This is a genomic window from uncultured Sphingomonas sp. (assembly GCF_913774285.1).
GTDB lineage: Bacteria > Pseudomonadota > Alphaproteobacteria > Sphingomonadales > Sphingomonadaceae > Sphingomonas.
In genome coordinates, this window is the sequence record NZ_CAJYHX010000028.1 from 128648 (window position 1) to 155596 (window position 26949).

General features: G+C 67.3%; 21 protein-coding genes and 1 riboswitch. Of the genes, 6 read left to right on the forward strand and 15 right to left on the reverse strand.

Annotated elements, in window-relative coordinates; translation table 11 throughout:
* Window positions 1-52 precede the first annotated feature (52 nt).
* From ftsH to QZ670_RS14820, 6 genes are all read right to left on the reverse strand, one after another.
* Window positions 53-2014, reverse strand: coding sequence for an ATP-dependent zinc metalloprotease FtsH (gene ftsH / locus QZ670_RS14795; RefSeq protein WP_294256722.1), 1962 nt, complete (start codon window positions 2012-2014; stop codon window positions 53-55).
* Window positions 2015-2082: 68 nt separating this feature from the next.
* Window positions 2083-3096, reverse strand: coding sequence for a tRNA lysidine(34) synthetase TilS (gene tilS / locus QZ670_RS14800; protein WP_294256724.1), 1014 nt, complete (start codon window positions 3094-3096; stop codon window positions 2083-2085).
* The gene (gene bamD / locus QZ670_RS14805) at window positions 3074-3985 is read right to left on the reverse strand and encodes an outer membrane protein assembly factor BamD (RefSeq protein WP_294256726.1); all 912 of its coding nucleotides are present in this window, start codon (window positions 3983-3985) and stop codon (window positions 3074-3076) included. The genes tilS and bamD overlap by 23 nt, the downstream gene beginning before the upstream one ends.
* A gap of 82 nt (window positions 3986-4067) precedes the next feature.
* Window positions 4068-4994, reverse strand: coding sequence for a helix-turn-helix domain-containing protein (locus tag QZ670_RS14810; protein ID WP_294256728.1), 927 nt, complete (start codon window positions 4992-4994; stop codon window positions 4068-4070).
* A gap of 123 nt (window positions 4995-5117) precedes the next feature.
* Window positions 5118-7394 carry a phosphoenolpyruvate--protein phosphotransferase gene (gene ptsP, locus QZ670_RS14815; protein WP_294256729.1) on the reverse strand — a complete coding sequence of 759 codons (2277 nt, stop codon included), beginning with the start codon at window positions 7392-7394 and terminating at the stop codon, window positions 5118-5120.
* Window positions 7395-7630: 236 nt separating this feature from the next.
* Window positions 7631-8662: a nitronate monooxygenase gene (locus QZ670_RS14820; protein WP_294256731.1), complete on the reverse strand. Its 1032-nt coding sequence runs from the start codon at window positions 8660-8662 to the stop codon at window positions 7631-7633.
* A 135-nt stretch (window positions 8663-8797) separates the two neighbouring features.
* Here QZ670_RS14820 and QZ670_RS14825 point away from each other — a divergent pair, with 135 nt between their 5' ends.
* Entirely contained in the window at window positions 8798-11386 is a 2589-nt protein-coding gene (locus QZ670_RS14825; protein ID WP_294256733.1) for a glycosyl hydrolase 115 family protein, read from the forward strand.
* Window positions 11387-11413: 27 nt separating this feature from the next.
* Here QZ670_RS14825 and QZ670_RS14830 read toward each other — a convergent pair whose 3' ends face one another.
* On the reverse strand, window positions 11414-12685 hold the full coding sequence (locus QZ670_RS14830; protein WP_168847901.1) for an aspartate kinase: 1272 nt from the start codon (window positions 12683-12685) through the stop codon (window positions 11414-11416).
* A 58-nt stretch (window positions 12686-12743) separates the two neighbouring features.
* Between QZ670_RS14830 and ubiG the strand changes: the two genes are divergently transcribed.
* Window positions 12744-13475, forward strand: coding sequence for a bifunctional 2-polyprenyl-6-hydroxyphenol methylase/3-demethylubiquinol 3-O-methyltransferase UbiG (gene ubiG / locus QZ670_RS14835; RefSeq protein ID WP_294256736.1), 732 nt, complete (start codon window positions 12744-12746; stop codon window positions 13473-13475).
* Window positions 13476-13496: 21 nt separating this feature from the next.
* Here ubiG and QZ670_RS14840 read toward each other — a convergent pair whose 3' ends face one another.
* Window positions 13497-14051 (reverse strand): hypothetical protein, encoded by a 555-nt coding sequence (locus tag QZ670_RS14840; protein ID WP_294256738.1) that lies wholly within the window; start codon window positions 14049-14051, stop codon window positions 13497-13499.
* A gap of 107 nt (window positions 14052-14158) precedes the next feature.
* On the opposite strand from QZ670_RS14840, the gene ung reads away from it, so the two are divergent.
* Complete coding sequence (gene ung / locus QZ670_RS14845; RefSeq protein ID WP_294256740.1) at window positions 14159-14857, forward strand: uracil-DNA glycosylase; 699 nt, start codon at window positions 14159-14161, stop codon at window positions 14855-14857.
* 38 nt (window positions 14858-14895) lie between these two features.
* Here the strand turns inward: ung and QZ670_RS14850 are convergent, their stop codons facing one another.
* The 6 genes from QZ670_RS14850 to QZ670_RS14875 form a co-directional block, all read right to left on the reverse strand.
* The gene (locus QZ670_RS14850; RefSeq protein WP_294256742.1) at window positions 14896-15255 is read right to left on the reverse strand and encodes a hypothetical protein; all 360 of its coding nucleotides are present in this window, start codon (window positions 15253-15255) and stop codon (window positions 14896-14898) included.
* Window positions 15256-15469: 214 nt separating this feature from the next.
* Window positions 15470-17344, reverse strand: a complete 1875-nt coding sequence (gene thiC, locus QZ670_RS14855; RefSeq protein ID WP_294256744.1) for a phosphomethylpyrimidine synthase ThiC — start codon at window positions 17342-17344, stop codon at window positions 15470-15472.
* A 46-nt stretch (window positions 17345-17390) separates the two neighbouring features.
* Window positions 17391-17501, reverse strand: a riboswitch (TPP riboswitch).
* A 69-nt stretch (window positions 17502-17570) separates the two neighbouring features.
* Window positions 17571-18278: a PEPxxWA-CTERM sorting domain-containing protein gene (locus QZ670_RS14860; protein ID WP_294256745.1), complete on the reverse strand. Its 708-nt coding sequence runs from the start codon at window positions 18276-18278 to the stop codon at window positions 17571-17573.
* A 134-nt stretch (window positions 18279-18412) separates the two neighbouring features.
* Complete coding sequence (locus tag QZ670_RS14865; RefSeq protein WP_294256746.1) at window positions 18413-19267, reverse strand: MipA/OmpV family protein; 855 nt, start codon at window positions 19265-19267, stop codon at window positions 18413-18415.
* Window positions 19268-19334: 67 nt separating this feature from the next.
* Window positions 19335-19730 (reverse strand): DUF2141 domain-containing protein, encoded by a 396-nt coding sequence (locus tag QZ670_RS14870; protein WP_294256748.1) that lies wholly within the window; start codon window positions 19728-19730, stop codon window positions 19335-19337.
* Window positions 19684-20481, reverse strand: a complete 798-nt coding sequence (locus QZ670_RS14875) for a sterol desaturase family protein (RefSeq protein WP_294256750.1) — start codon at window positions 20479-20481, stop codon at window positions 19684-19686. Before QZ670_RS14875 ends, QZ670_RS14870 begins: the two co-directional genes overlap by 47 nt.
* A 189-nt stretch (window positions 20482-20670) precedes the next feature.
* Here QZ670_RS14875 and QZ670_RS14880 point away from each other — a divergent pair, with 189 nt between their 5' ends.
* Window positions 20671-23136 carry a TonB-dependent receptor gene (locus QZ670_RS14880; RefSeq protein ID WP_294256751.1) on the forward strand — a complete coding sequence of 822 codons (2466 nt, stop codon included), beginning with the start codon at window positions 20671-20673 and terminating at the stop codon, window positions 23134-23136.
* A gap of 41 nt (window positions 23137-23177) precedes the next feature.
* On the opposite strand, the gene QZ670_RS14885 is transcribed toward QZ670_RS14880, so the two are convergent.
* Window positions 23178-23972 (reverse strand): PEPxxWA-CTERM sorting domain-containing protein, encoded by a 795-nt coding sequence (locus QZ670_RS14885; protein WP_294256753.1) that lies wholly within the window; start codon window positions 23970-23972, stop codon window positions 23178-23180.
* Between the two features lie 199 nt (window positions 23973-24171).
* Between QZ670_RS14885 and crtY the strand changes: the two genes are divergently transcribed.
* Both crtY and QZ670_RS14895 read left to right on the forward strand, forming a co-directional pair.
* Complete coding sequence (crtY, locus tag QZ670_RS14890) at window positions 24172-25329, forward strand: lycopene beta-cyclase CrtY (RefSeq protein WP_294256756.1); 1158 nt, start codon at window positions 24172-24174, stop codon at window positions 25327-25329.
* Window positions 25329-26807, forward strand: a complete 1479-nt coding sequence (locus tag QZ670_RS14895) for a phytoene desaturase (RefSeq protein WP_294256758.1) — start codon at window positions 25329-25331, stop codon at window positions 26805-26807. Before crtY ends, QZ670_RS14895 begins: the two co-directional genes overlap by 1 nt.
* Window positions 26808-26949 lie beyond the last annotated feature (142 nt).

Sequence of the window (26949 nt, forward strand, 5' to 3'; positions counted from 1 at the left end):
CCGGGAGCGTTCTTCATCGGTGCGAAGCTGAACCTGGCAATGCCGGGGCGCTTCAGGCCCCCTGCGGTGCCGGGTTGCCGAACGGATCCTTGAGCTTGCGCGTCTTGGGGATCGAGGTGCCGCCCACCGCGGGCATGCCCGGCGTGCCCGTCGGGTCGCCGCGATCCAGCGTCTCGCCGGCGATCAGCTTCTTGATCTCCTCGCCGGTCAGCGTCTCGTACTCGAGCAGCGCCTGCGCGATGGTGTGGAGCTGGTCGGTATGGTCGCCCAGGATCTGCCGCGCGCGGTTCAGGCCCTTCTCGACAAAGGCCTTCACCTCGGCATCGATCAGCCGCGCGGTCTCGTCCGACATCGGCTTGGAGCGCTGCACCGAATAGCCGGTGAAGCTGTCCTCGCTCTCCGAGAAGTCCAGCGGGCCGAGATTGTCCGACAGGCCCCACTTGGTCACCATCGCACGGGCGAGGCGGGTCGCCTGCATGATGTCGTTCGAGGCGCCCGAACTCACCTTGTCATAGCCGAAGATCAGTTCCTCGGCGACGCGGCCGCCGAACGCCACGGCGATGTCGGCATGCATCTTGTCACGGTGATAGCTGTACGAATCGCGCTCCGGCAGCGGCTGCACCATGCCGAGGGCAAAGCCGCGCGGGATGATCGTCGCCTTGTGGATCGGATCGGCGGTCGGCTCGTGCGCGAACACCAGGGCGTGGCCGGCTTCGTGATAGGCGGTCATCCGCTTCTCGTCGTCGGTCATAACCATGGAGCGGCGCTCGGCGCCCATCAGCACCTTGTCGCGCGCGTCGTCGAATTCCTGCGCCGCCACCAGCCGCTTGCCGCGACGCGCCGCGAGCAGCGCCGCCTCGTTGACCAGGTTGGCGAGATCGGCACCCGAGAAGCCCGGCGTGCCGCGCGCGATGACGCGGGCATCAACGTCCGGCGCGATCGGCACCTTCTTCATGTGGACCTGCAGGATCTTCACGCGTCCCTCGATATCGGGACGCGGCACCTGCACCTGGCGGTCGAAACGGCCCGGACGCAGCAGGGCGGGATCGAGCACGTCGGGGCGGTTGGTCGCGGCGACGATGATGATGCCTTCGTTGGCCTCGAAGCCGTCCATCTCGACCAGCAGCTGGTTCAGCGTCTGCTCGCGCTCGTCATTCTGGTTGCCCAGACCCGCGCCGCGCGAACGGCCGACCGCGTCGATTTCGTCGATGAAGACGATGCATGGCGCCGACTTCTTTGCCTGCTCGAACATGTCGCGCACGCGGCTCGCGCCGACGCCGACGAACATCTCGACAAAGTCCGAACCCGAAATGGTGAAGAAGGGCACGCCCGCCTCGCCGGCGATCGCGCGGGCGAGCAGCGTCTTGCCGGTACCGGGCGAGCCGACCAGCAGCGCGCCCTTGGGGATCTTGCCGCCCAGCCGCGCGAACTTCGACGGGTCCTTGAGGAACTCGACGATCTCCTGCAGCTCCTCGCGCGCCTCGTCGATGCCGGCGACGTCGTCGAAGGTGACCTTGCCTTCCTTCTGCGTCAGCAGGCGGGCGCGGCTCTTGCCGAAGCCCATCGCACCCGAGCCCGAATTCTTCTGCATCTGGCGCAGCACGAAGAAGGCGATGCCGAGGAAGAGCAGGAAGGGCAGCGACTGGACCAGGATATACTGCCAGATCGACGGGCTGTCCTCGGGACGCGCGTTGATCACGACGCCCTTCGAGCGCAGCGTCTCGACCAGCTTGGGATCGCCCGGGTTGTTCGTGCGGAACTTGCCCTCGCTGGTGCTGCCGGTGATCACCCCGGAGCCGACCGCGATGTTGACGTCCTTCACGTCACCCGACTGCACCTTGTCGAGGAAGGTCGAATAGGGAATCGCATTGCCCGTGGGCTGCGCGGTGCGGGTGTCGAACAAGGTGACGAACAGCGCCAGGGCTGCGAGAATACCCACCCAGATGAGCAGGCTCTTCATCCAGGGGTTGTTGCCCCCGTTTTCCGGACCCTGCTGCTTGCCGTTATCGCTCATCGTGTACCCGGTACCTTTCAAGCCCTAAGATAGGCGCGGCGGCGTCAATGACAATGGAACAACGTCGATCATGGTGATCGATGCGGGGGCGCCGGCGCGAAGCGCCAGCGGGGCCCCGGTCGCACCACGACTCCGGCCAAGGTCGCCACCTTCCCGGCATCCACCGCGGCGATCAGCCGGTCAAGCCCGGAACCGCGCGGGGGCGGCGCGTCGACCACCGTTTTGAGCGCACGGGCGACGAGACGGCGACGGAGGTCGCGGGGGAGATCGGCGAGGTCGAGCATGACCTTGCGGTCTTCGACCTCGGCACGGGCGGCCCATTCGCGCGCGGCCACCCAGTCGAGCGCCGCTTCGGCATCGCGCAGATTGGTGGCGGCGAGGGCGAGACGCGACGGCGGCAGTTCGGGGGTTTCGGCAAGCAGGCGCCGGACCCGGCTACGGTCGAAACGGGGGTGGCGGTTGGACGGGTCCTCGACGGGGTCGATGCCGGCGGCGTGGACCAGGGCGGCCAGCTCGGCGCGCGACCAGCCGAGCAGCGCGCGGATCAGCATTGTCGGCGCGCCGGTCCGCAGCGGCCGGCTTGGCAGCATCGCGGCGAGGCCGCCCAGCCCCGCCCCGCGCCGGGCGCGGAGGAGGAAGGTTTCGGCGAGATCGTCCTGCTGGTGCGCCACCGCGACCCACGGGGCACCGGCGGCCGTCGCCCAGTCGGCGAGACAGCGATAGCGCATCGCCCGCGCGCGGTCCTGGAGATTGCCGCCCGCGAGCATTTCGGACCGCGGCGGCAGGACCGCATGGGGCACGCCGATCCGCGCGCAGAGCGTGCCGACGAACGCCGCTTCCGCCGCCGATTCCGCGCGCAGGCCGTGATCGACCGTGGCGGCGACGACGGCCCCGGGGAAGGCGACGCGGGCGAGCAGCAGCAGCGCCAGGCTGTCCGTGCCGCCTGAAACGGCAACGCCGACCGGTGCCTCGGCGCTGGGCATCCGCCCGGCTACCGCGCGCCAGTCGGCGGTAAAGCGGGCAACATCCGCGCCCGCGATCGCGTCGATCAGCGACGCGTCACTTGCAGCGCTGATCCGCACGGCCCTTGGCGACGCCCGCGCGCATTTCGGCCGAGAGGCCGGGGCCATAGACCTTGTTCAGCTCGTCATAGACCTTGCAAACCTCGCCCGACGGCTTGTTCAGCTTCACCAGCGCCTGCGCCAGATAATAGAGGCTGTCCGGCGCGCGCTCGCCGTTCGGGTCCTTGGTGTAGTTCTCGTACAGCGCAACCGCCGCGAGGCTCGGCTTGTTGTCGTCGAGATAGGCGCGGCCGAGCAGGTTGCGCGCGAAGCTGGCGCGCTTGCCGGTCGGGTATTTGGCCTTGTACTGCTCCAGCGCCTTGGCGGCTTCCGGGTAGAGCTTGGCCTGCCACAGGCGGAAGCCGTAGAGATACAGGTCCTCGCCCGCATCGCCGGTGCTCGGTTTGCCCACCGCCGCGACCTTGGCAGCGCGGTCGCCCGACGGCTGCGCCGGGGCCGCGGCCGAATCGCCCGAGGCGGCGACGGCGCCGTCGGTCGGCATCGCGTCGGCGACAGGCTGCGGCGGGGTCTCGAGCGCCTTCACCCGCGCGTCGGTGGCGGCCTTGTAGGCGCCGAACGCCTCTTCGAGCTGGCGCATGCGATACTGGTTCTGTTCGATCTGACCCGTCATGGTCTGGATCTGGCTTTCCAGCGCGGCGACGCGTTCGGTCAGGTCGGCCAGCGGCGTGGTCGCCGGCACGCCCGGGGGCGTGTTGTCGACCTGCTGGGTGATCTGCGGCTCGACGGTCATGCCGGCGCCGCCGGGGAAGACCTTGCGCTGCACCGCGCGCATCTCGCGCTCCAGCTTGTCGACGCGCTGGCCGACATTGCCGTCCTGGGCCTGCGCCATGGCGGTGCCGTTGAAGCCGAACGCGGCAAAGGCGAGTGCCGCTGCGAGAGCAATACGCATCGTCGATCAATCCTTACGCGCCTCCCGGGGAACGGAGGCGTGGCGCCGCTATAGCCAAGCGGCGCCCGCTTGCGCCACCCCCTCAGGGGTTGGGCGTGTCACCCGCCGGCGTAGCAGTCGCCGGCGCGGCGGTCGCATCGGCGCCTTCGGACCGCGGCGTGCTGCGGCGACGGACCGGGCGTTCGCGCAGCGGCGTCGCGGCGGCGGTCGCGTCCGGCGTCGGCGAGGGCGTGGCACCCGGCTGGCCGCGAGCACGCAGCGCAGCCGAGGTCAGCTCCGCCTCGACCACCTTCACCTCGGTGCCGAGCGGGGCGACTTCGCTGCCGTTGAGCAGCACCTGCAGCTGGTCCGGACGGCCGGTGCGGATGCGCGGATGATCGGCGTCGTCGGGCACCTCGTAGCGCTCGCCGGCGGCCAGCTCCTTCTCGGCCAGCTTCTTGCCCGTCGCATCGGTGATGCGAATCCAGGCCGGCCCGCGCGCGACGAGGGTCACGTGCTCGACCGCGGGGACAGTCGGCGTCGGGGTCGGCGCGGAGGCGGCGGCCGTGGGGGTCGGGGTCGGTTCGAGCTGCTGGACCAGGCTGTCGCCCTGCGACGCGCTGCCGCCGCGGAACCAGTCGGTGCCATACCAGATGCCGATGCCGGCGACGATCACCAGCGCGACGATCACGCCGAACCAGACGATTCCGCCGGGGGCTGCGCGCGACGGCTCCTGCAGCGGATATTCGGGGGTGATCGCCGGCCGCTCGATCTGGCCGAGCTCGGCGCGGACGTCGTGCGCTATCGACACCTCGTCAACGTTGACCGCGCGGGCATAAGCCTTGGCGAAGCCGCTGGCATAGGTGATCGACGGCAGCCCCGAATAGGTGCCCTGCTCGATCGCTTCGAGGTGGCGCTGCGGAATGCGGGTACGCGCGGCGATCTCGGGGAGATCCAGCCCCATGGCTTCGCGTGCGGCGCGCAGGCGTTCGCCGGGACGCACGGTGGACGGGGTGGATTCTTCGGGCATGTCGCCTTGCATTCTGTCCTCCGGCGAACGCGTTAGACCCTGGAACGTCCGCCTTATGCTGCAGGGGATGCCCTCCCGGCCGTGTTGCTGTCAACGCCGGGAGGAAATCATTCCGGTGGATGGTCAGGCCAGTTCGACGCCCTGCGCTTCAGCCCAGCCGGTCAGCACGTCGCGCAAGGGTGCCTCGGGGTGCCGCAGCATGTCCTCCATTGCGGCCATCACCGCCCCGCGATCGAGCGAGCGCAGCATCGCCTTGATCGGGCCGACCGCGGCCGGCGTGATCGACAGCCGGTCAATGCCGAGTCCGATCAGCGCCAGCGCCTCCAGCGGCCGCCCGCCCATTTCGCCACACACCGCCACCGGCACACCTTCCGCGCGCGCCTGGTCGCTCACCCGCTTGAGGAAGCGCAGGATCGCCGGGCTCAGCCAGTCGTAGCGCAGCGCCAGCTTGGGATGCGCGCGATCGGCGGCGAACAGGAACTGGGTGAGGTCGTTGGTGCCGATCGACAGGAACTGCAGCTTGGGCAGCAGCAGATCGAGCACCTCGGCCAGCGCCGGTACCTCGAGCATCGCGCCGTAGCGAATCTCGGTCGGCATCTTGCGCCCGCGCGCGGCAAGCCAGGCATGCTGCGCCTCGAACAGCGCCCGTGCCTCGTCGAACTCCCAGGGTTCGGAGACCATCGGGAACATCACGTTGAGCGTGCGTCCCGCCGCCGCCTCGATCAGCGCGCGCGCCTGCGCCTTCATCAGCCCATCGCGGTCGAGCGCCAACCGCAGCGCGCGCCAGCCCATGGCGGGGTTCTCTTCCTCGCCATCCTCGTCGTGATTGAGGTACGGCAGCGCCTTGTCGCCACCGATGTCGACGGTGCGGAACACCACCGGCCGGTCGCCCGCGGTCTCCAGCACGTCGCGGTACAGCCGCCGCTGCGCCTCGCGCTGGGGCAGGGTCGCGGAGACGAGGAACTGGAATTCGGTGCGGAACAGGCCGATGCCGTCGGCGCCGGTCAGGTCGAGCGCGGACACATCGTCGCGCAGGCCCGCATTGACCATCAGCGTCACCCTGTGCCCGTCCTTGGTCACCGGCGGCACGTTCTTGAGCTGCGCGAACGCCGCCCGCCGCTTCTGGCTGAGCGCGAGCTTGGCCTCGAACGCCTCCTCCATCGCCAGCGAGGGCCGGACGAACACGCTTTCCTCGCTCACGTCGAGCAGCAGCAGGTCGCCCTCGGCCACTTCGCGGCGGATCTCGCGGACGCGGCCGAGCACCGGCACGCCCATGGCGCGCGCGACGATGGTGACGTGCGCGGTCAGCGAGCCTTCCTCGAGCACCACGCCCTTCAGCCGCCGCCGGTCATATTCGAGCAGCTCGGCCGGCCCCAGGTTGCGCGCGATCAGGATCGAATCCTGCCGCAGCCCCAGTTGCGCGGCGGTGCCGAGCTGGCCCGAGACGATGCGCAGCAGCCGGTTGGACAGGTCCTCCAGATCGTGCATCCGGTCGCGTAGCAGCGGATCGTCGATCTCCCGCATGCGCTGGCGGGTGCGCTGCTGGACGCGCTCGATCGCCGCCTCGGCAGTCAGACCGGAATCGATCGCCTCGTTGATGCGGCGGCTCCAGCCCTCGTCATAGGCGAACATCTTGTAGGTGGCGAGGATCTCCTCATGCTCGCCGCCGACGCCGAATTCGGCCTGGCTGGTCATGCGGTCGATCTGCTCGCGCATCTTGTCGAACGCGGCATAGACGCGGTGACGCTCGGCCTCGGTATCCTCGGCGACGGTATGTTCGATGACAATGCGCGGCTGGTGGAACACCGCGACGCCGCGCGCCATCCCCTCGACGAGCCGGAAGCCGCGGATCGTGCCCGCCGCGGTCGGCTGGAGGCGGGTGGAGGTGCCGCCGGCCGCATCGATCAGCTCGGCATTGGCGATCAGCTCGGACAGCACCATCGCGACGGTCTGCAGCGCCTCGATCTCGATATCGGCATAGCGCCGCGGATCGACATGCTGGACAGCGAGCACGCCCACCGCCCGCTCGCGCCGGATGATCGGCACGCCGGCGAAGCTGTGGAAGCGGTCCTCGCCCGTCTCGGGGTTATGGACGAAATTGGGGTGGCTGGTCGCCTCGTCGAGGTTGAGCGTCTCGACATGGGCGGCGATCGTGCCGACCAGCCCCTCGCCCAGCCCCAGCCTGGTGACGTGCACCGCCTCCTGGGCGAGGCCTCGGGTCGCGAACAGCTCCAGCACGCCTTCGCGCAGCAGGTAGATCGAGCAGACCTCGCTGTGCAGCGCCTCGCCGATGATGTTGACGACCGAATTGAGCTTCGACTGGACCGGCAGCCGTTTCGCCATCAGATCGTGAAGGCGGGTGAGGATTTCCCGGGCGGAGGCGGCTGCGGTCAAGGCCATGCGACAGCGCTAACAGATTGTGCGCACCCGCGCCAAGCCGGGTGCGCAGCAAAAGCGCGGAAAGCGGCACCGCGAACGTCGCGGCAGGCAGAGAATGCCCGCCGAACCAACCATCGTCCTTCCCGCAAAGGCGGGAATCCATTTGCCAGGGCGCTCGGGGCAGGAACCTCGGGTTCAGCGCCAATGAATCCCCGCCTTCGCAGGGATGACGGTGGGTTTGTGGAAGGCGCGGCCCCTTACGCCGCGCGCTTCTCCAGCGCGTGGGCGGCCTCGGCCATCAGCGTTGCGATGATCGTGGCGACCGGCTCTTCCTTGGTGACCATGCCGACCGACTGGCCCGCCATCACGCTGCCATGCTCGACATCGCCGTCGATCACCGCGCGGCGCAGCGCGCCCGCCCAGTAATGTTCGATCTGCAGCTGCGCCTCGGCCATTTCGATTCCGCCCTGGTCCAGCGCCTGCGCCACTTCGCGCTGCTTGGCGGTAAACAGCTCGCCGCCGGCATTCTTGAGCGCGCGCACCGGGATCACCGGCAGCCGCGGATCGATCTGCACGCTGGCGATCGCGTCGCGGGCGGAGGCGCGGATGAACGCCTTCTTGAAATTGGGGTGCGCGATGCTCTCGGTCGCCGCCGCAAAGCGGGTGCCGAGCTGGACGCCCGCCGCGCCCATGTCGAGATAGCCGGCGATCGCCTCGCCGCGGCCGATGCCGCCGGCGACGAACACGGGCACCTGGGCGGCCACTTCCGGCAGGATCTCCTGCGCGAGCACGCTGGTCGAGACAGGACCGATATGCCCGCCGGCTTCCATCCCCTCGACGACGAGCGCGTCGACGCCCGAGCGGATCAGCTTCTTGGCTAGGCTCAGCGCCGGCGCGAAGCAGATCAGCTTGGCGCCGTGCCCCTTGATCGCATCGAGCGAGCCCGCCGGCGGCAGTCCGCCCGCGAGCACGACATGGCCGACGCCGTGCTTGCCGCACACGTCGATCAGCTCGAACAGCTGCGGGTGCATGGTGATGAGGTTCACGCCGAAGGGCTTGTCCGTCAGCGCCTTGGTCGCGGCGATCTCGGCATCGAGCAGTTCGGGGCTCATCGCGCCGCACGCGATCACGCCGAAGCCGCCCCCATTGGAAATGGCGGCGACGAGATTGCGCTCGGATACCCAGGACATCGCGCCGCCTAGAATGGCGACCTCGCTGCCCAGGAACTCGCAGCCGCGCGCCATGCGGCGGGCCAGGCGCTCGGCGCCGATCGAAGAGGTGCTGATCATCCCGCGCGCCTAGCCCCGTGCGGGCGGACTCTGCAAGGGGCCGCAAGCATCGCGCTGTGCCGGTTTCGTCCTTGCCCGCCATGCCGCAAATGCGCATGATAGCGCTATCAATGATAAGAAAATCCAGGAGTTGCGATGTCCTCCCCCGTTGATCCCACCCTCGCGGTCGATCGCCGCACGCTGTTGCAAGCCTCGGCCGCTGCCGCCGCGCTGGCTACGGCAAGCGCGCATGCGGGCACCGCACCGGAGCCGCTGCGGCTGATGGAGGACAAGGGCGCCGGCTTCCCGCTGATCCGCGGCGGCGTCCCCGCGACGCTGCTTGTCGAGGCGGGTGCCGACCCCGCGCTCGCCCATGTCGCCGACGCCTTCGCGCAGGATCTGGCCCGCGTCGGCGGCACCGCCCCGCGCCGCGTCCAGACACTTTCGGACGCCAAGGGGCCGGTGGTGCTGATCGCCCAGCTCGGCCGCTCGCCGATTCTCGACGCGCTGGTGCGCGACGGCCGGATCGACGTGCGCGACCTGGCTGGCGAATGGGAAGCCTATCGCCAGATCGTCCTCGACCACCCTGCCCCCGGTATCCCCCAGGCGCTGGTGATCATCGGGTCGGATCGGCGCGGCGCCGTCTATGGCACCTATGACATCTCCCAGCGGATCGGCGTTTCGCCCTGGCACTGGTTCGCCGACGTGCCGGTCCGCCGCCGCGCCGACGTGACGCTCGCCCCCGGCAGCCGGCGCGACCAGCCGCGGGTGCGCTATCGCGGCTTCTTCATCAACGATGAGGACCCAGCCTTCAGCGGCTGGGCCAAGAAGCATTTCGGCGGGATCAACGCCGCGATGTACGCCCATGTCTTCGAGCTGCTGCTGCGGCTGAAGGGCAATTATCTGTGGCCGGCGATGTGGGGCAAGGCGTTCAACGACGACGATCCGCAGAACATGGTGCTCGCCGACGCGATGGGCGTGGTAATGGGCACCTCGCACCACGAGCCGATGACCCGCGCGCAGGAGGAATGGCACCGCAATACCGACAAGGGCGTCACCGGCGGCAAATGGGACTATGCGACCAATGCCGAGAATCTCCGCCGCTTCTGGCGCGGCGGGATCGAGCGGATGATGTCGAAGGGCGACGGCAAGGGCTATGACTGCCTGGTCACGGTCGGCATGCGCGGCGACGGTGACGAGGCGATGGCGGAGGGCACCGCGACCGAGCTGCTCGAGAAGATCGTGGCGGACCAGCGCAGCATTTTGGCCGATGTGACCAAGCGCCCGGCCGAGGCGACGCCGCAGATGTGGGCGCTCTACAAGGAAGTGCAGGATTATTACGACCACGGCATGCGGGTGCCGGACGACGTGACGCTACTGTTCGCCGACGATAACTGGGGCCAGATCCGCCGCCTCGCCACCGCTGATCTAAACCGCAAGGGCGGCTACGGCGTCTACTATCACTTCGATTACGTGGGCGCGCCGCGCAACTACAAGTGGCTGAATACCAACCAGATCGAGAAGAGCTGGCAGCAGATGGACCTCGCCTGGCAGCGGGGCGCGCGGACGATCTGGATCGTCAATGTCGGCGACCTCAAGCCGATGGAATATCCGCTGAGCTTCTTCCTCGATCAGGCGTGGAACCCGGAGGCAATGACGCTGGAGGCGATGACCGCCTATCCGGCGCGCTGGGCAGGCGCGGCGTTCGGGCCGGCGCTGGGCGAGAAGGTCGGCGCGCTGCTCACCCGCTACGGCCAGCTCGCCGCGCGGCGGAAACCGGAACTCCTCGATGCCGACAGCTTCGCGCTCGGCCCGGTGCGCAGCGATGGCAAGCTGGATGGCGGCGACTTCGGCCGTGTCATTGCCGAATGGGAGGCGCTGGAGCGCGACATGGCGGCGGTGAAGCCGCGCATCGCCGCCGATGCGCGCGACGCATGGTTCCAGCTGGTCGAGCACCCGATTATCGCCGTGGCGAACGTCTACCGGCTCTATTACGCCGTCGCCTGGAACCTCCGTCTGGCCGCTGCCGGCGATGCCCGCGCCAACGTCTTTGCCGAACAGGCCGAGCGCGCCTTCGCCCGCGATGCGGAGATCACCGCCGCCTATCATACGCTGAACGGCGGCAAGTGGGACGGGATGATGGCCCAGACCCATATCGGCTACACGAACTGGCAGGAGCCCAAGCAGCAGGTGATGCCGACGGTGCGCCGGGTCGTCGGCAAGGCGGGGCCGATCGTCTTCGTCGCGCCTTCCGCCCCCGCCGATCAGATCCTGATCGAGGCGCCGGACTTCGCAGCGGCCAGCGGCGGCAAGGGGCTAAGCTGGCGGCGCGTGCCGCACCTCGGCCGTACCCAGGGCGCGGTGACGACCTTCCCGCAGGGTCGCCCCGCCACCGCTGCGGCGGACGGCGTCCATGTCGACTATGCAGTGGTGCTACCGAAGGGTGGCCCGCTCACCGTCGCACTGGAGCTGGTGCCGACGCTCGACACCACCGGCCGCAACCAGCAGCGCATTGGCGTGTCGGTGAACGACGGTCCGGTGCAGATCCTCACCGACACGCTCGTCCCCGCCCCCAACGACACCAAGACCCAGGCCCAGCGCGACTGGAACAAGGCGGTCGAGGAAAACGGCCGCACGCTTACCGCGCGCTTCCCCGCGGTGGCGGCTGGCGCCCTTGTCGTGAAGGTCTGGCGCATCGACGACAATGTCGTCCTGCAGCGCCTCGTCGTGACGACGGGGGCCTAGCCGGACCGGCTACGCCCCCGCGCAAGATCAGGCGGCGACGTCGTCCGCGTCGAGGCCATAAGCGGTGTGCAGCACGCGCACCGCCAGCTCGGTGTAATCCTCTTCGATCAGCACCGAGACCTTGATCTCCGAGGTGGTGATCGCCTGGATGTTGATGCCGCGCGCGCCCAGCGTCTGGAACATCGTCGCGGCGACACCGGCATGGCTGCGCATGCCGACGCCGACCACCGACACCTTTGCCACGCGCGTGTCGTGGCTGACGCCGCTGAAGCCGATCGCGTCCTTCTGCTGCGCCAGGATCTCCAGCGAACGGGCAAGGTCCGCTGCCGGCACCGTGAAGGTCACGTCGGTCGCGCTGGCGCTGCCGGCGCTCTGGTGCGCGATGTTCTGGATGATCATGTCCACGTTGATGCTGGCATCGGCAAGCGGCGTAAAAATCGACGCCACCGCGCCGGGCTTGTCCGGCACCGCGGTCAGCGTGATCTTGGCTTCGTTCTTGTCGTGCGCGATGCCGGTGATGAGCTGGCGTTCCACGTCCTGAATCTCCTCTTCGCCCACGATCATCGTCCCGGGCAATGTATCTGCCATCGGCGCATCGTCGCCCGTGAAGGACGACAGCACCTGCACGCGAACCCCTTCCTTCATCGCCAGGCCGACCGAACGGGTCTGGAGCACCTTGGCGCCGACGCTGGCGAGTTCGAGCATTTCCTCATAGGTCACGCGCTTCAGCTTGCGTGCGCGGGGCACGATGCGCGGGTCGGTCGTGTAGACGCCGTCGACATCGGTGTAGATGTCGCAGCGATCGGCCTTCACCGCCGCCGCCACCGCCACTGCCGAGGTATCCGAGCCGCCACGGCCGAGCGTGGTGATCCGGTCCTCGTGCACGCCCTGGAAGCCGGGGATCACCGCGACTTCGCCCTTGCCCATGCTGGCGAGCAGCGCGTCGGTGCCGATATCCTCGATCCGTGCCTTGGCGAACGCGTCAGAGGTCTGCACCGGCAGCTGCCAGCCGAGCCACGAGCGCGCGGGCACGCCGATCGCCTGCAGCGCGATCGCCAGCAGCCCGCTGGTGATCTGCTCGCCGGCGGAGACGACGACGTCATATTCCTTGGGGTCGTAGAGCGACGAAGCCTCGCGGCAGAAGCCGACCAGCCGATCGGTCTCGCCCGCCATTGCCGAGACGACCACCGCGACCTGGTTGCCCGCCTCCCACTCGCGTTTGACGCGGGCGGCGACGCTGCGGATACGCTCGATCCCGGCCATCGATGTGCCGCCGAACTTCATTACGATACGCGCCATGGCTGGTTGCTTGTTTCCTGCCCTTGGGAGAGATGGGCGAGCCTGATAGGAGCCACGGATGCCGAACGCAACAATAGCTACGATTGACCCCCGTGAAGCTGAACATTTCGGTCGTCTCGCGGCCGATTGGTGGAATCCAAAGGGTTCCTCGGCGATGCTTCATAGGCTGAATCCTGCGCGGCTGGGCTATATCCGCCGAGCGATCGATGCGCATTGGGGAGGCGATTCCGCGGACTTCATGCCGCTGACCGGCAAAACTGCGATCGATGTAGGCTGCGGCGCCGGCCTCTTGTGCGAGCCCCTTGCCCGACTCGGCGCGCGGACAACCGGGGTGGACGCGGCGGCCGAGAATATCGGCGCGGCGCGCGCGCATGCCGAACTGTCCGGGCTGCCGATCGACTATGTCCATGGCGGCATCGAGGATCTGTCGGGGCGGACCTTCGATCTCGTCACCTCGATGGAAGTGATCGAGCATGTGAGCGATCCCGCCGCCTTCGTGCGCGGGCTGGCCGGTGCGCTGGCCGAGGGCGGGCTGATGGTCCTTTCCACCCCCAACCGCACGCCACTCTCGCGCCTGGCAATGATCACGCTCGCCGAGGGCACCGGCGCCATCCCCAAGGGCACCCACGACTGGAGCCGCTTCCTCAAGCCCGAGGAGCTCGAGGCACTGCTGATCGACGCCGGCCTGAAGGTATTCGATCGCCGCGGCCTGACCTTCTCGCCCACTCGCGGCTTCGTAGTGAACGAGCACGACGCGCTCAACTATCTGGTCACCGCCGTCCGCGCCTGAGCCGCGGACGGCGGCCAAGGCTCACTTGCTGAGGTCGAGCAGCAGGATCGGCCCGATATCGAGCACCTGCTTGGCGCTTGCGAGGTGAAGCGATACGGAGATGTCGCCGGGTGCATAGTCGCGGTCCGCGGTGCCGACGACGTGGACCATCTTCCACGTGCCGTCGATCTCGGCCTCGCCCTTGAACACGGGGGTATAGGGCTCCTTGGTAAGGCCGATCTGGATCGTCGAGAGCCTGGCGCTGGTGGCACCTTCCGGCAGTTTTTCCGCCCGCGCCCAGACGGCGATCACCAGCTTGTCGCCCTTCTTCACCGGCTGGGTGATCGCCGAGATCAGGCCGACGCTCCATGGCTGGTCCGATGCGGTAAGGATCGGCACCCGCAACGCCCGCCCGCCCTGCACGTTCTTGTCCTTCACCACCCCCGGCTTGGCGCTGAGGCCGTAGACGGTGAACGCCTCCGGCGTCGGCACGTTGATGATCTGCTTGGAAATGTCGCCCTGCTGCTGCGCCTGCGCCAGCGCCGGCGACGCCAGCATCGACAGGCAGCACGCGGCCGCCATCGGCCAAATCTTCATGGCACCCCTCCTGCTTGTTTTCGTTACGCTGCACGCTATCGCAGGCGTCAACGCTGTCAATAGCGGGTCATTGACACACCGGCGCCGGCGGCGGACAGCATGCCGCCATGCCGACGATCAAGCTGCACCCGAGCTGGCTGGCCCCGCTCGAGGAGGAATTCGCCCAGCCCTATATGGCCGCGTTGCGCGACTATCTGCGCGCCGAGAAGGCGGCGGGGAAGCGCATTTTTCCGGCCGGTAGCGACTGGTTTCGGGCGCTGGACCTGACGCCGCTGGAGCAGGTGCGCGTCGTCATCCTCGGGCAGGATCCCTATCATGGCGAAGGCCAGGCACACGGCCTGTGCTTCTCGGTGAAGCCGGGGGTGCGCGTGCCCCCGAGCCTGGTCAACATCTACAAGGAGATGGAGACCGACCTCGGCATCCCGCGCGCGCAGCACGGCTTCCTGGAGCATTGGGCGGAGCAAGGCGTGCTGCTGCTCAACGCGGTGCTGACGGTGGAGATGGGCCGCGCCGCCGCCCATCAGGGCCGCGGCTGGGAGCGCTTCACCGATGCGGTGATCCGGCTGGTCAACGCGAAGGCGGAGCCCGTGGTGTTCCTGCTCTGGGGCAGCCATGCGCAGAAGAAAGCGGCGTTCGTCGACTCGATCGACAAGGGCGGCCGCCATCTGGTGCTCAAGGCGCCGCACCCCTCCCCGCTCTCGGCGCATTCCGGGTTCTTCGGCAGCCGGCATTTCAGCAAGGCGAACGCGTTTCTGGAGAGCATCGGGCAAAAGCCGATCGATTGGGCGTTGCCGGCACTGGATTGACGTATGGTGCCACCGCTGCGAGCGGTGGCACTTCGGTCTCAACCTTGTGACGTCGAATCCATGTAGTTGTTCGTGCACGAAGAGCTCACTGGGGTATTTACGGAGAATTCTCCTACCGTCAGCGTAATCGAGCAATTCTGCGGAGAATCCGACTGCTCATAGTTGCACTGCTTTCCCACACGGTAATAGAGCGTGGAACCCAACGTGTAGTAGACGCTCCAGAGATCATTGGATCCCGTCTGCGACTGCAGGGTCGATGTCGGAGTCGCCTGCCCATTCGCGAGTTGCGCTGCAGCGATGGTGTTCACGAAGTCGGCGCAGGTATGAACAACGATCACATTGGTAATCGTGCTTCCCGTATTGTTCTGAACCGAAAAGGTACCCGTATAGTTCGACATAGCCAATCCCCTCCACCTATTGCCTGAACGACAAAACGGTTTTAGCCGAAGCGGTGAGGATGTTGTTGCGCGAGCCGCTCCGTTCTGGAGCGGGGCATGGGATTGGACGCTCGTATTTGCTCCAGTCCGGTACGAATTGATCGCGCAACCGCGCTCAATCTATCAGGTGCGACAACGAACGCGGGGCGACTTGAGAATCGCCCCGCTTCGGTCCTCAATCGTGCTCGCGGCCGCCGGCGCCCATATAGAGCTCGCTGCCGGTCTCGCGGAACACCTTGCTCATCTCCGCCATGCCAGCTTCGGCCTCCGCGGGAGCCGCCGGTGTCGCCGCCAGGAAGGTATCGGCCGATGCGTTCTGCTTCGCGGCGAAATCGCGCACTTCCTGCGTGATCTTCATCGAGCAGAATTTCGGCCCGCACATCGAGCAGAAATGCGCGGTCTTGGCGCCTTCCGCCGGCAGCGTCTGGTCGTGATACTGCTCCGCCGTGTCCGGATCGAGCGACAGGTTGAACTGGTCCCGCCAGCGGAACTCGAAGCGCGCGCGGCTGAGCGCGTCGTCGCGCACCTTGGCGGCCGGATGGCCCTTGGCGAGGTCCGCCGCATGCGCCGCCAGCTTGTAGGTGACCACGCCCACCTTCACGTCGTCGCGGTCGGGCAGCCCCAGATGCTCCTTGGGCGTGACGTAGCAGAGCATCGCCGTGCCGTACCAGCCGATCATCGCCGCGCCGATGCCGCTGGTGATGTGGTCGTATCCCGGCGCGATGTCGGTGGTCAGCGGCCCGAGCGTGTAGAAGGGTGCCTCGCCGCACGCCTCGAGCTGCTTTTCCATGTTCTGCTTGATCTTGTGCATCGGCACATGGCCGGGGCCCTCGATCATTACCTGCACGTCCTGCTCCCAGGCGCGCTTGGTCAGTTCGCCCAGCGTATAGAGCTCGGCGAACTGCGCCTCGTCATTGGCGTCGGCGATCGAGCCGGGGCGAAGGCCGTCGCCCAGCGAATAGGCGATGTCATAGGCCTTCATGATCTCGGTGATCTCGTCGAACCGCTCGTAGAGGAAGGATTCGCGGTGATGCGCGAGGCACCACTTGGCCATGATCGAGCCGCCGCGGCTGACGATGCCGGTGACGCGCTTGGCGGTCATCGGAATGTACGGCAGCCGGACGCCCGCATGGATGGTGAAATAGTCGACGCCCTGCTCGGCCTGCTCGATCAGCGTGTCGCGGAAGATCTCCCAGGTGAGCTCCTCGGCGATGCCGCCCACCTTCTCCAGCGCCTGGTAGATCGGCACCGTGCCGATCGGCACCGGCGAGTTGCGCAGGATCCATTCGCGAGTGTCGTGGATGTTGCGGCCGGTGGAGAGGTCCATCACCGTGTCCGCGCCCCAGCGGATCGACCAGACCATCTTGTCGACTTCCGACGCCACGTCGCTGGCGACCGCCGAGTTGCCGATATTGGCGTTGATCTTGACCAGGAAGTTGCGACCGATCGCCATCGGCTCGCTTTCCGGGTGGTTGATGTTGTTGGGGATGATCGCCCGGCCACGCGCGACCTCGTCGCGGACGAATTCAGGCGTCACGTAATCGGGGATCGACGCGCCCCAGTCCTGTCCGTCGCGGACATATTCGGCCAGCCGCTCGCGGCCGAGATTCTCGCGCTCGGCGACATATTCCATCTCGGGCGTGATGATGCCGCGCTTGGCATAGTGCATCTGGGACACGTTCATGCCCGGCTTGGCGCGCAAGGGGCGCTTCACCACGTTCGGGAACTGCGGCACGCCGGCCGAGCGGTCCGGACCCTTCAGGCCATTGTCCTCGGGGCGGACTTCGCGCGCATCATAGGCCTCGACATCGCCGCGGCCGAGAATCCAGTCGCGGCGGATCGCCGGCAGGCCAGCCATGATGTCGATCTGCGCGTTCGGATCGGTGTACGGGCCCGAGGTGTCGTAGACGCGCACCGGCGCCTCGCCGCTGCCCGGCTCGAGATGGATCTCGCGCATCGCCACGCGGTGCTTGCCGACATGGATCTTGCGGCTGCCGCGGATCGGGCCGGTGGTAACGCCGATTTCGGTCTTGGCGGGAATGTCGGCCATGCTCGTCTACTCCTTCGGGCGAAACGCAGGGAGTAGACGGACCTCGGGAAACAAGACCCTCCCTCCCTACGCCGGTGTCAACCGGATCAGGTTCAGCGGGTCGAAGGCTGCAGCCTTCCTCTCAACCGCTGCACCAGCGGTCCCCCGGGGAATGCATAGTCATCTACGCGCAAGCGGCGCGCCGGGCAATCCCGACGCGCCGCGTGCCTGCCAAAGGTTAGGAAGATCAGGCGAAACGCACGCTCGTCCGCGTGCGGCGACGGCGTAGCACGCCCCCGGCGAGGCCGAAGCCGCCGATCAGCATCGCCCAGGCCGCGGGCTCGGGTACGCCGGCACCGGCCGTGGCGCCGGGGCTGAAATCGGCGGTGAACTGCACGTCGCCATACACGCCATGGACGTCGTCCCAGGGCTGGCCGACAATCGCATCGAGGCTGTCGCCGGCGTTGCTGAAGACGAAGTCGCCGTCGCGATAGGCATTGCTGCCGAAGCTGCCTGCGGTGGGCATCCAGCTGCTCTCACTGCCGGCGGGCTGGTTCAGCCCCGCCGTGGTGAGGAAGGCGACATAGCGCTGCCCGGCGCGCAGATCGAGCGCGCCGACGTCGAACCGCAGCGCCTCGAACGCATCGCCCGCGGTGCCGCCGAAGTTCCGCGCGTCGCTGGCGTACAGCGCCGCGCCGAGCGCCCCGACGCCGCTCCAGGAATAGACATAGGCGCGCACCCTCGCCGCGCCGCCGCCGAGATAGAAGGTGAAGCCGTTGAGCGCATTGTCGCTGCCGACAGTGAAGGTCTGACCATAAGCGGGCGTGTAGCGCGCCCCGAAATAGTCGATCTTCGCCGCGTAGCCGCCACTGGTATCGATCGCGGATGCCGCGGCGGGCGCCGCGATCGTGGCGCCGAGCAGAGCAACGGCGCCGAATAGTGCAGCAACGTTCATATACCTCCCCCTTCTTGTCTCTCCGCAAATAGATGCGGCGTGATTCTCAGAATTGCAGGCTAATCCCCCCGACAGTGCTTCGCAATTCACAAGTCGTTCAAAAGCGGGACGTTTCGTCGCAATTTCGGGACGCGTCAGAACGTATAGGCAAGGCCCACCGCCCCGAACCACTGGCTGCGCGAACCGGCGATGCGGACCACGGGCGAATCCGCCGCGTCGTCTAGCATGCGGCGATAGGCAACGCCGCCCACCGCAGACAGGCCATGGGTGAGATCGCCGGTGAGCGCGACATTGCCCATTGCGCCCAGCGTCCAGTCCTTCCAGCCCTTGCGGGCGTAGTAGACCGGCAGGCCGCTGCGCGCGCTACCGCCGGGCGTCACGCCGAAATAGGTCTGGGCATAGCCGTTGCCCATGTAATTGCCCGAGAGGTTGAGCAGCACATAGGCCTTGCGGCTGAGCGGGGTGCCGTAGCTGACCGACGGCGACATCACATAGCTCTTATGCACGTTGCCGACGTCGTGGAGATAGGAGAAGCTTACCGTCAGCTTGTCATAGTCGCTGGTGATCAGCCCCTGCTTGCCGATGCCGACGAAGCCGCCCGCCTCGACTGCCGTCTTCACCTTGCCCAGCGCCTCGACCTGCCGGTCCTCGATCCGCGAGGTGCGGTTAAGGTTGACGTTGACGACCGGACCGGCCTGGAAGTCCCAGCCGGGACCATTGTTGTCGGCGATCACGTCGGCCCAGGCGCGGCTGCCCAGCACGACGAAGTTGATGCCCGAGACGCGGCCGCGGACCAGCGGCGCGGCGGTCACGACGTTCTTGTCCGAACCGTCATAGCTCGGCACCGTCGCCGCGCCGACGCCGAGCGTCACGGTGTCGCGGGTCAGGTCGGGCGGCGAATCGGCGTTCTGCTGGGCGAAGGCAGGCGCCGCCGCGAGCAGCGGGAGCGAGGCGAGCGCGGCGCGCGTCGCGGTGCGCAGGAAAGGCATGCAGGTACTCCGGGAACGGGATCATGAGGATCAGAACCCGGGGAACGCCTGCAATCTCGCGCAGTTCCTAGAGCAGGTAGCGCAGCTTCACTTCCTGCCGATCGCTGCCGCCTTCGAGCGGGAATTGCGCGGCGGAAAAGCGCGGCGGCCCGAAGCCGATCACCGGGTTGCGCGAGAAGCCGAAGCCTTCGCGCGGAATTCCCATGAAGGTGTCGAGCTTGCCGTTGCCGTTGGCGTCATGGATCACGGCCACGGCATAGTCGCCGGGGGCGAGCCCGCTCAGGCGCAGCTTGCCGTCGGCGGCGGGAATGGTCCGCTTGATCGCGCCGTGGCCGTCGCGGCAATCGGGGAACTGGCTGGCGGCAGGCGCGATGCAGATCTGCAGCAGCCCGCGCGTCGAGCGCAGCTTGGTGAAATCAAGCTCCAGCGTCGCCAGCGGCGCGGCGCTGGTCAGCAGCGGCAAGGCGACGAGTGCCCATGCGCCGCGCCGCAGGATCGAACTGCCCCAACCCCTGGTCGGTCCCGCACAGCCGGTCCCAGAACCGGAAATATAATCCATAGTTGCACCCATATCGCTCATGATGCCGCTGGTGATGGCTCGCCGTGATCAGCCATGCACCCAGAGGCCCCCGCCACATCCAGGGCGGGAAGATCTCCCAGCCCATATGATTGGTCACTCCCATAACCGTCATGATCGTCAGCACCAAGCCGAGCGCGGCGACATGAATGGGAATTACGAAGACCAGCAGCGGAATCACGATCGCGCCCGATAGCGCCTCGCCCCAATGGAAGCTCATCGCCGCCCAGGCGGTGGGCGGGCGGCTGGCATGGTGGACGGCGTGATAGCGGCGAAACAGCGCAGGCACGTGCATCGCCCGGTGCGTCCAATAGAACCAGGTGTCGTGCAGGAACAGGTAGAGGAACACCGATAGCGGCAGGTACCAGAGCGGCAGCGCATGGACATCGGCATAGATCCGCGTCCACCCTTCTGCCTTCCAGCCCCAGGCGACGATGCCGGCGGGGATGCCGTAGATCGCCGCCGAGGCGAGGCTCCAGCCGATCTCCATGCGGATCTGCTTGCCCTGGCCCGCATAGAGGCCGGGATGGCGCAGCCGGGTTGCCCATGCGAATCCCGCCGAGGCGGCGACATAGCGCACCCCGACGATCACCGTCATGGCGATGGCGGAGGCGAGGATGGCGAGGGCGATGTCCATGTCTCCGGCTGCTACCCCTTCGCGCGGCGAGCGGCAATGCGGCGCAAACACGATTGCTCGCCGGCGCGAACTGTTGCTTCGCTGTAACATTCGTACTTCTACGAAGAATCTTGGCACCAGAATCTAAACACCCCGCCGCATAGACTGCACCGCCCCAATAAGAATATTCACGGGTCGGGAGAGTTTGTCGTGAAACTGCGGTATCTACTGCTCGCCTTCTGCTCGAGCGTCATCGTCCATCCTGCACTCGCCCAGTCGAAGGACGATGCACCCAAGCCTGCCAAAGCCACGCAGGTGCCTGAGAAGGAAGTCTTCTCGACCGGCGTCGCCAAGGGCCGCGACAGGCTCGACAGCGCAACCTCGACCAGCGCCTTCCGCGCCAGCGAGTTCGAGAAGCTCGGGCCGCGGCCGCTCGGCGACGTGCTCCGCACGATGCCGGGCCTGCGCGTCGAGAGCGGCATCGGCGAGGGCAACGCCAATTACACCGTGCGCGGCCTGCCGCTGGCGGCGGGCGGCTCGAAATACATGCAGTTCCAGGAAGACGGTCTGCCGGTGCTCGAATTCGGCGACATCTTCAACGTCGGCGTCGACGTGTTCATGCGCGCCGATTTCAACGTCGCCGCGATCGAATCGATTCGCGGCGGCTCCGGCTCCACCTTTTCGTCCAACGCGCCCGGTGGTCTGATCAACCTGATTTCCAAGACCGGCGAGACCCGCGGCGGCGCCGTGCAGGCGACGGTCGGACTCGATTATGGCGAGAAGCGCGTCGACATGGATTACGGCCAGCCGCTCGGCAATGGCTGGCGCTTCCATGTCGGCGGCTATTACCGCTCGGGCGAGGGCCCCCGCGACATCGGCTTCACCGGGTACAAGGGCGGCCAGATCCGCTTCAACGTCACCAAGCAGTTCGCCGCCGGCTATGTGCGGGTGAGCGGCAAGTGGCTGGACGACCGCTCGCCCACCTTCGCGCCCTATCCGATCAGGATCACCGGCACGAACGACAAGCCCGTGGTCAGCAGCGTCAGCGGCTTCGACATCCGCAAGGACTCGCTGCTCTCGCCGTTCATCGGCCCGGTGACGACGCTGGACGGCAACAACCAGCTCGCCCGCTATGACGTCGCCAACGGCATGCACGCCAAGAGCAAGACGATCGGCCTGGAGGCGCAGTTCGACGTCGCCGGCATCACGATCAGCGAGCGCGCGCGCTACTCCGCCAATTCGGGCGACTTCCTGCGCGTCTTCCCCTCCGCCGTCGGGCCGATCGCGACGATCGCCGCCTCGCAGGCGGGCGCAGGTGCAGTGGCGACCTATGCCAGCGGCCCGAACATCGGCAAGCTGGTGCCGGCAAACGCCAACGGCAACGGCCTGCTGTCGTTCAACTACATGGCGCAGACCCGAATCGGCGCGCTCGACAACTTCACGAACGACGTCCGCGCGACCAAGGTGTGGAAGCTCGGCCAGGGCGACCTGACGGTGACCGGAGGCCTCTACAAGGCCAACCAGAAGCTGTACGCTACCTGGCTGCACTCGGGCATCGACACCGATGTGGCGGGCGACGGCCAGACCGCGATGGTCAACGTCACCAGCGCCAGCGGCGTCGCGCAAACCCAGAACGGCTATTACACCTTCAGCCGCAACGGCAGCAAATTCCGCCGCATCTTCGACGTGTCGTACGACATCCTCGCGCCCTATGGCTCGGTGAACTACCATGTCGGCAAGCTCTCGATCGGCGGCAGCGTCCGCTATGATCGCGGCCGGGTGCGCGGCTCGCTGATCGGTGCGGACCTGGGCGGCGGCCGCGTCGGCATCAAGCAGTTCGACATCAACGGCAACGGCGTGATCTCGGCCCCTGAAACCCGCGTGGCCTTCCTGCCACTCGATACGCCCGCGCCGGTGAACTACAATTACGGCTATTGGAGCTATTCGAGCGGCATCAACTACCGCGTCGCCGAGCCCTTCTCGGTCTTCGCCCGCTACAGCCGCGGTGCGCGCGCCAATGCCGACAAGATCCTGTTCACCCCCGCGGTAAGCGCGATCGACGGCAGCGTACCCAACGCGGCGGACAAATATGACGAGGTCCGCCAGCTCGAAGGCGGGTTCAAGTTCCGCCATGCCGGCGCGACGCTCAACGTCACCGCCTTCCGCGCGACCGCGGACGACCATAACGTCCTCAACGGATCGGCCAACCAGACCATCCGCAGCTACCGCGCGACCGGCGTGGAGATGGAAGGCGGCTATCGCCGGGGCATCTTCAGCATCACCGCGGGCGCTACCTACACCACCGCCAAAATCACCAAGGACTTCCTGGATGCGACGCTGACCGGCAAGGAACCGCGCCACCAGCCCGCCTGGACACTGGAGGCGACGCCGCAGATCGAGCTGCGCAACGCAACCTTCGGCGCGAACGTCGTGACGATCACCAGCAGCTATGCGCAGGACAGCAACCTGCTCAAGATGCCGGGCTTCACCGTGGTCAACGCCTTCCTGGTGGTGAAGCCGATCGACCGCGTTCGGGTGATGCTCAACGCCAGCAACCTGTTCGACAAGGCCGGCTTCTTCGAGTTCAACCAGAGTGAAGTGCCCGCCAACGGCATCGGCTGGGGCCGTTCGATCAACGGCCGCACCGTCTCGCTATCGGCCAAGCTCGACTTCTGAGCCGTGGAGGAGGCGCCGGTCCGCCCGGCGCCTCCCGATCTTCAGGCAAGTACCGCCTTCTTTGCCCGCCGGCGCAGCGCCGCGCCGGCGAAGCCGAAGCCGCCGATCAGCATTGCCCAGGCGGCCGGCTCGGGCACCGCGCTCGGCGCCAGCGTGGCGGTAAGCGTCAGGTCGTCGATCGCCAGGCCATGATCCGAGCCGCCGACGTCGCGATCGGTCCAGCGGATCGCAAAGCCGCCGCCATCGGCGATCAGCAGGTTGCCGATCGTCGCGCTGATTGCCTTGCGGTTACCCGCGGCATTGCCGTCGAGTGCGCTGCTCGCGCTGCCCGAACCCGTGCCGTTCTTGATGCTGGCGAAGTCGAGCGCGTTGAACGCCATCCAGCTGCCGTTCGACAGCGACGTCGCATCGAGCGAATATTCGAAGCGCAGCGTATCGCTGCTCGCGGTGCCGAGGCGCCACTGCTCGCCGACATAGTCGAGCGTCAACGACTGGATCGCGCTGCCCAGCGCGTTGGTGAAGAAGGCGCCGAACAGGATCGGCGTGGCATTACCCGAGGTCACGCTGCCCAGCGCCCGCTCGCTGCCGGTGCCAAAGGCATAGGCGGTGCCCGCGTTGGCGTTGGTCGTCGCATAGGCGTCGTCCGAACCCGCGGTGCTGCTGCCGCGCTCGTCGAGCTTCCAGCCGGTCGGCAGCACCTTGCTGGTGCCGCTGGAGGCCAGCGTGTCGAAATTCTGGCTGTAGGTCTTGGCCGTCAGCGCGACCTGGGCCTGCGCGGCAGGCGCGCCGAGCAGCGTGGCGGCGACCAGCGTCGCGCCAAAAAGCTTCTTCTGCATTGCTTTGGTTCCCCTACTTCACAAACCGCAAGCGCGGCTGACCGGCTTTAGGGACGAAGTGTGCAAGCCATGTGACGATAGTTAAAATAAAATGAACGGCTTGGGACTGCGCCGGGGCGCCCCCCGCCAGCGACCGTTTCGCGCCGCGTCCCCAAGGGTGGGGTTCCCACACCCCCGGGCTTGGGCTAGGCGGGCGGCCATGCCTTCAACCATCAGTTGTGACGTCGCCATTGTCGGCGGCGGCCTTGCCGGCGGGCTTATCGCGCTGGCAATCCGGAAGAAGAAACCCGATTGCACCGTCCGCCTGATCGAAGGCTCGGCACGGATCGGCGGCAATCACCTCTGGTCGTTCTTCGCCGACGATGTCGCGCCCGAGCATCGCTGGCTGTCGGCGCCGCTGATCGGCCATGGCTGGAACGGCTATGACGTCGCTTTTCCCGGCCATTTCCGCAGCCTGCCCTCGCGCTATTACTCGGTCGAGTCCGAGCATTTCGATCGCGTGGTGCGCGCCGAGCTCGGCGAGAAGAGCCTGCTGCTCGAACGCGAGGCGGCGGACATCACCCCCACCGCTGTAGCGCTGGCGGACGGCGACCTCGTCGAGGCCGAGGGCGTGATCGATTGCCGCGGCGTCGGCGATACCAGCGCGCTCCAGCTCGGCTGGCAGAAATTCCACGGCGCGGAACTGGTGCTCAGCGACCTGCACGACGTGACGAGGCCCGTAATCATGGACGCGACAGTGCCGCAGATCGACGGCTATCGCTTCGTCTACTGCCTGCCGTTCAGCCCGACGCGGATGTTCGTCGAGGACACCTATTACAGCGACACGCCGTCGATCGACGTGCTCGCCACCGGCGACCGGATCGAGGCCTACGCCGACGCCGCAGGCTGGCAGGTCGATCGCGTGCTGCGCGAGGAAGTGGGCAGCCTGCCCGTGGCGATGGGCGGCGACCATGCCGCCTATTGGGCCGCCGGCGGCCGCGGCATCGCCAAGGCGGGGATGAAGGCGGGGCTCTTCCACCCGATGACCGGCTATTCCTTCCCCGATGCCATCCGCACCGCCGCCACGATCGCCGACGCGTACGACTATTCGGGCGAGGCGCTGCACCAAATGCTGTATGGCTATTCGCGCGCGCTCTGGCGCAAGCGCGGCTTCTATCGCATGCTCGCCGCGATGCTGTTCAAGGCGGCCGAACCCGAGGAGCGCTATCGCGTGCTGGAACGATTCTACCGTCTGGATGCAGGACTGATCCAGCGCTTCTACGCCGCGCAATCGACCTGGGGAGACCGCGTCCGCGTGCTCTCGGGCAAGCCTCCAGTGCCGGTGGGCCGCGCCCTCTCCGCGATCTGGGGCCGCTGATGCGCCGCGCAGTCGTGATCGGCGCCGGGTTCGGCGGCCTCGCCCTCGCCATTCGCCTCCAGTCGGCAGGCGTCGACACCACCGTGATCGAAGCACGGGACAAGCCGGGCGGCCGCGCTTATTATTGGGAGCGCGACGGCTTCACCTTCGACGGCGGCCCAACGGTGATCACCGATCCGGACGCGCTGAAGGAGCTGTGGCGCCTGTCCGGCCACGACATTTCGGAAGACGTGAACCTCAAACCGGTTACGCCCTTCTACCGCCTGTCCTGGCCCGACGGGACGACCTTCGACTATACCAATGACGACGCCGTGCTGGCGGGCGAAATTGCCAAGCTCGATGCCAGCGACATCGCCGGCTATCGCAAGTTCCTGGAATATTCCGAGCGGGTCTATCAGGAAGGCTATGTGAAGTTGGGCGCCAAGGCGTTCCTCGACTTCAAGTCGATGCTCAAGGCGGCACCCGCGCTGATGCAGAACCAAGCCTGGCGCTCGGTCTATTCGGTGGTCGCCGGCTATGTGAAGAACGAGAAGCTGCGCGAGGCGCTGTCGTTCCACACCCTGCTCGTCGGCGGCAATCCGATGGCGACCAGCAGCATCTATGCGCTGATCCACAAGCTGGAGCGCGACGGCGGCGTCTGGTGGGCCGAGGGCGGCACCAACCGGCTGATCGCCGGCATGGTCAAACATTTCGAACGGCTGGGCGGCACGGTACGCATCGGCGATCCGGTCGACGAGATCCTGACGCTGGGCGACCGTGTCGTCGGCGTGCGGACGCATAGCGGCTTCGAGGTCGAGGTCGATGCGGTGGCGAGCAACGCCGACATCGTGCACAGCTACCGCGACCTGCTCCGCAATTCGCGTAGCGCACGGCGCACGGCGAACCGCCTCGTCAACAAGCGCTTCTCGCCCTCGCTATTTGTGGTGCATTTCGGGCTGCGCGGCACCTTCCCCGATATCCCGCATCACATGATCCTGTTCGGGCCGCGCTATAAGGGGCTGCTCGACGACATCTACACCCACGGCGTGGTGAGCGAGGACTTCTCGCTCTACCTCCATCACCCGAGCGCGTCCGATCCGAGCATGGCGCCCGAAGGCCATTCGACCTTCTACGCGCTGGCGCCGGTGCCGCATCTCGGCAAGTTCCCGGCCGACTGGAACGAAGTGGGGCCGATCCTCGAATCGCGGATCCTGGCGGAGGTCCAGCGCCGGCTGATCCCGGACCTGGCCGAGCGGATCGTCACCAAGTTCCACTATGCGCCGACCGACTTCCGCGACGATCTCGCCGCGCATCACGGCTCGGGCTTCAGCCTCGAGCCGATCCTGACGCAGAGCGCCTGGTTCCGCGTGCACAACCGCGACGACGCGATCTCGAACCTGTATTTCGTCGGCGCGGGTACGCATCCGGGCGCGGGGATCCCCGGCGTGGTGGGGAGCGCCAAGGCCACGGCCGAGCTGATGCTGGGCGAGATGGCGTAAGCTGCCAGACTTAAGCCCCTCCTCCTGGGAGGAGGGGTTGGGGGTGGAGGGATTCCAGAACGAACGTTGGTCTCGGTTAGACACAGCCCCACCCCAACCCCTCCCCTGAAGGGGAGGGGCTAAGTACCCCCTCTCCCTACCC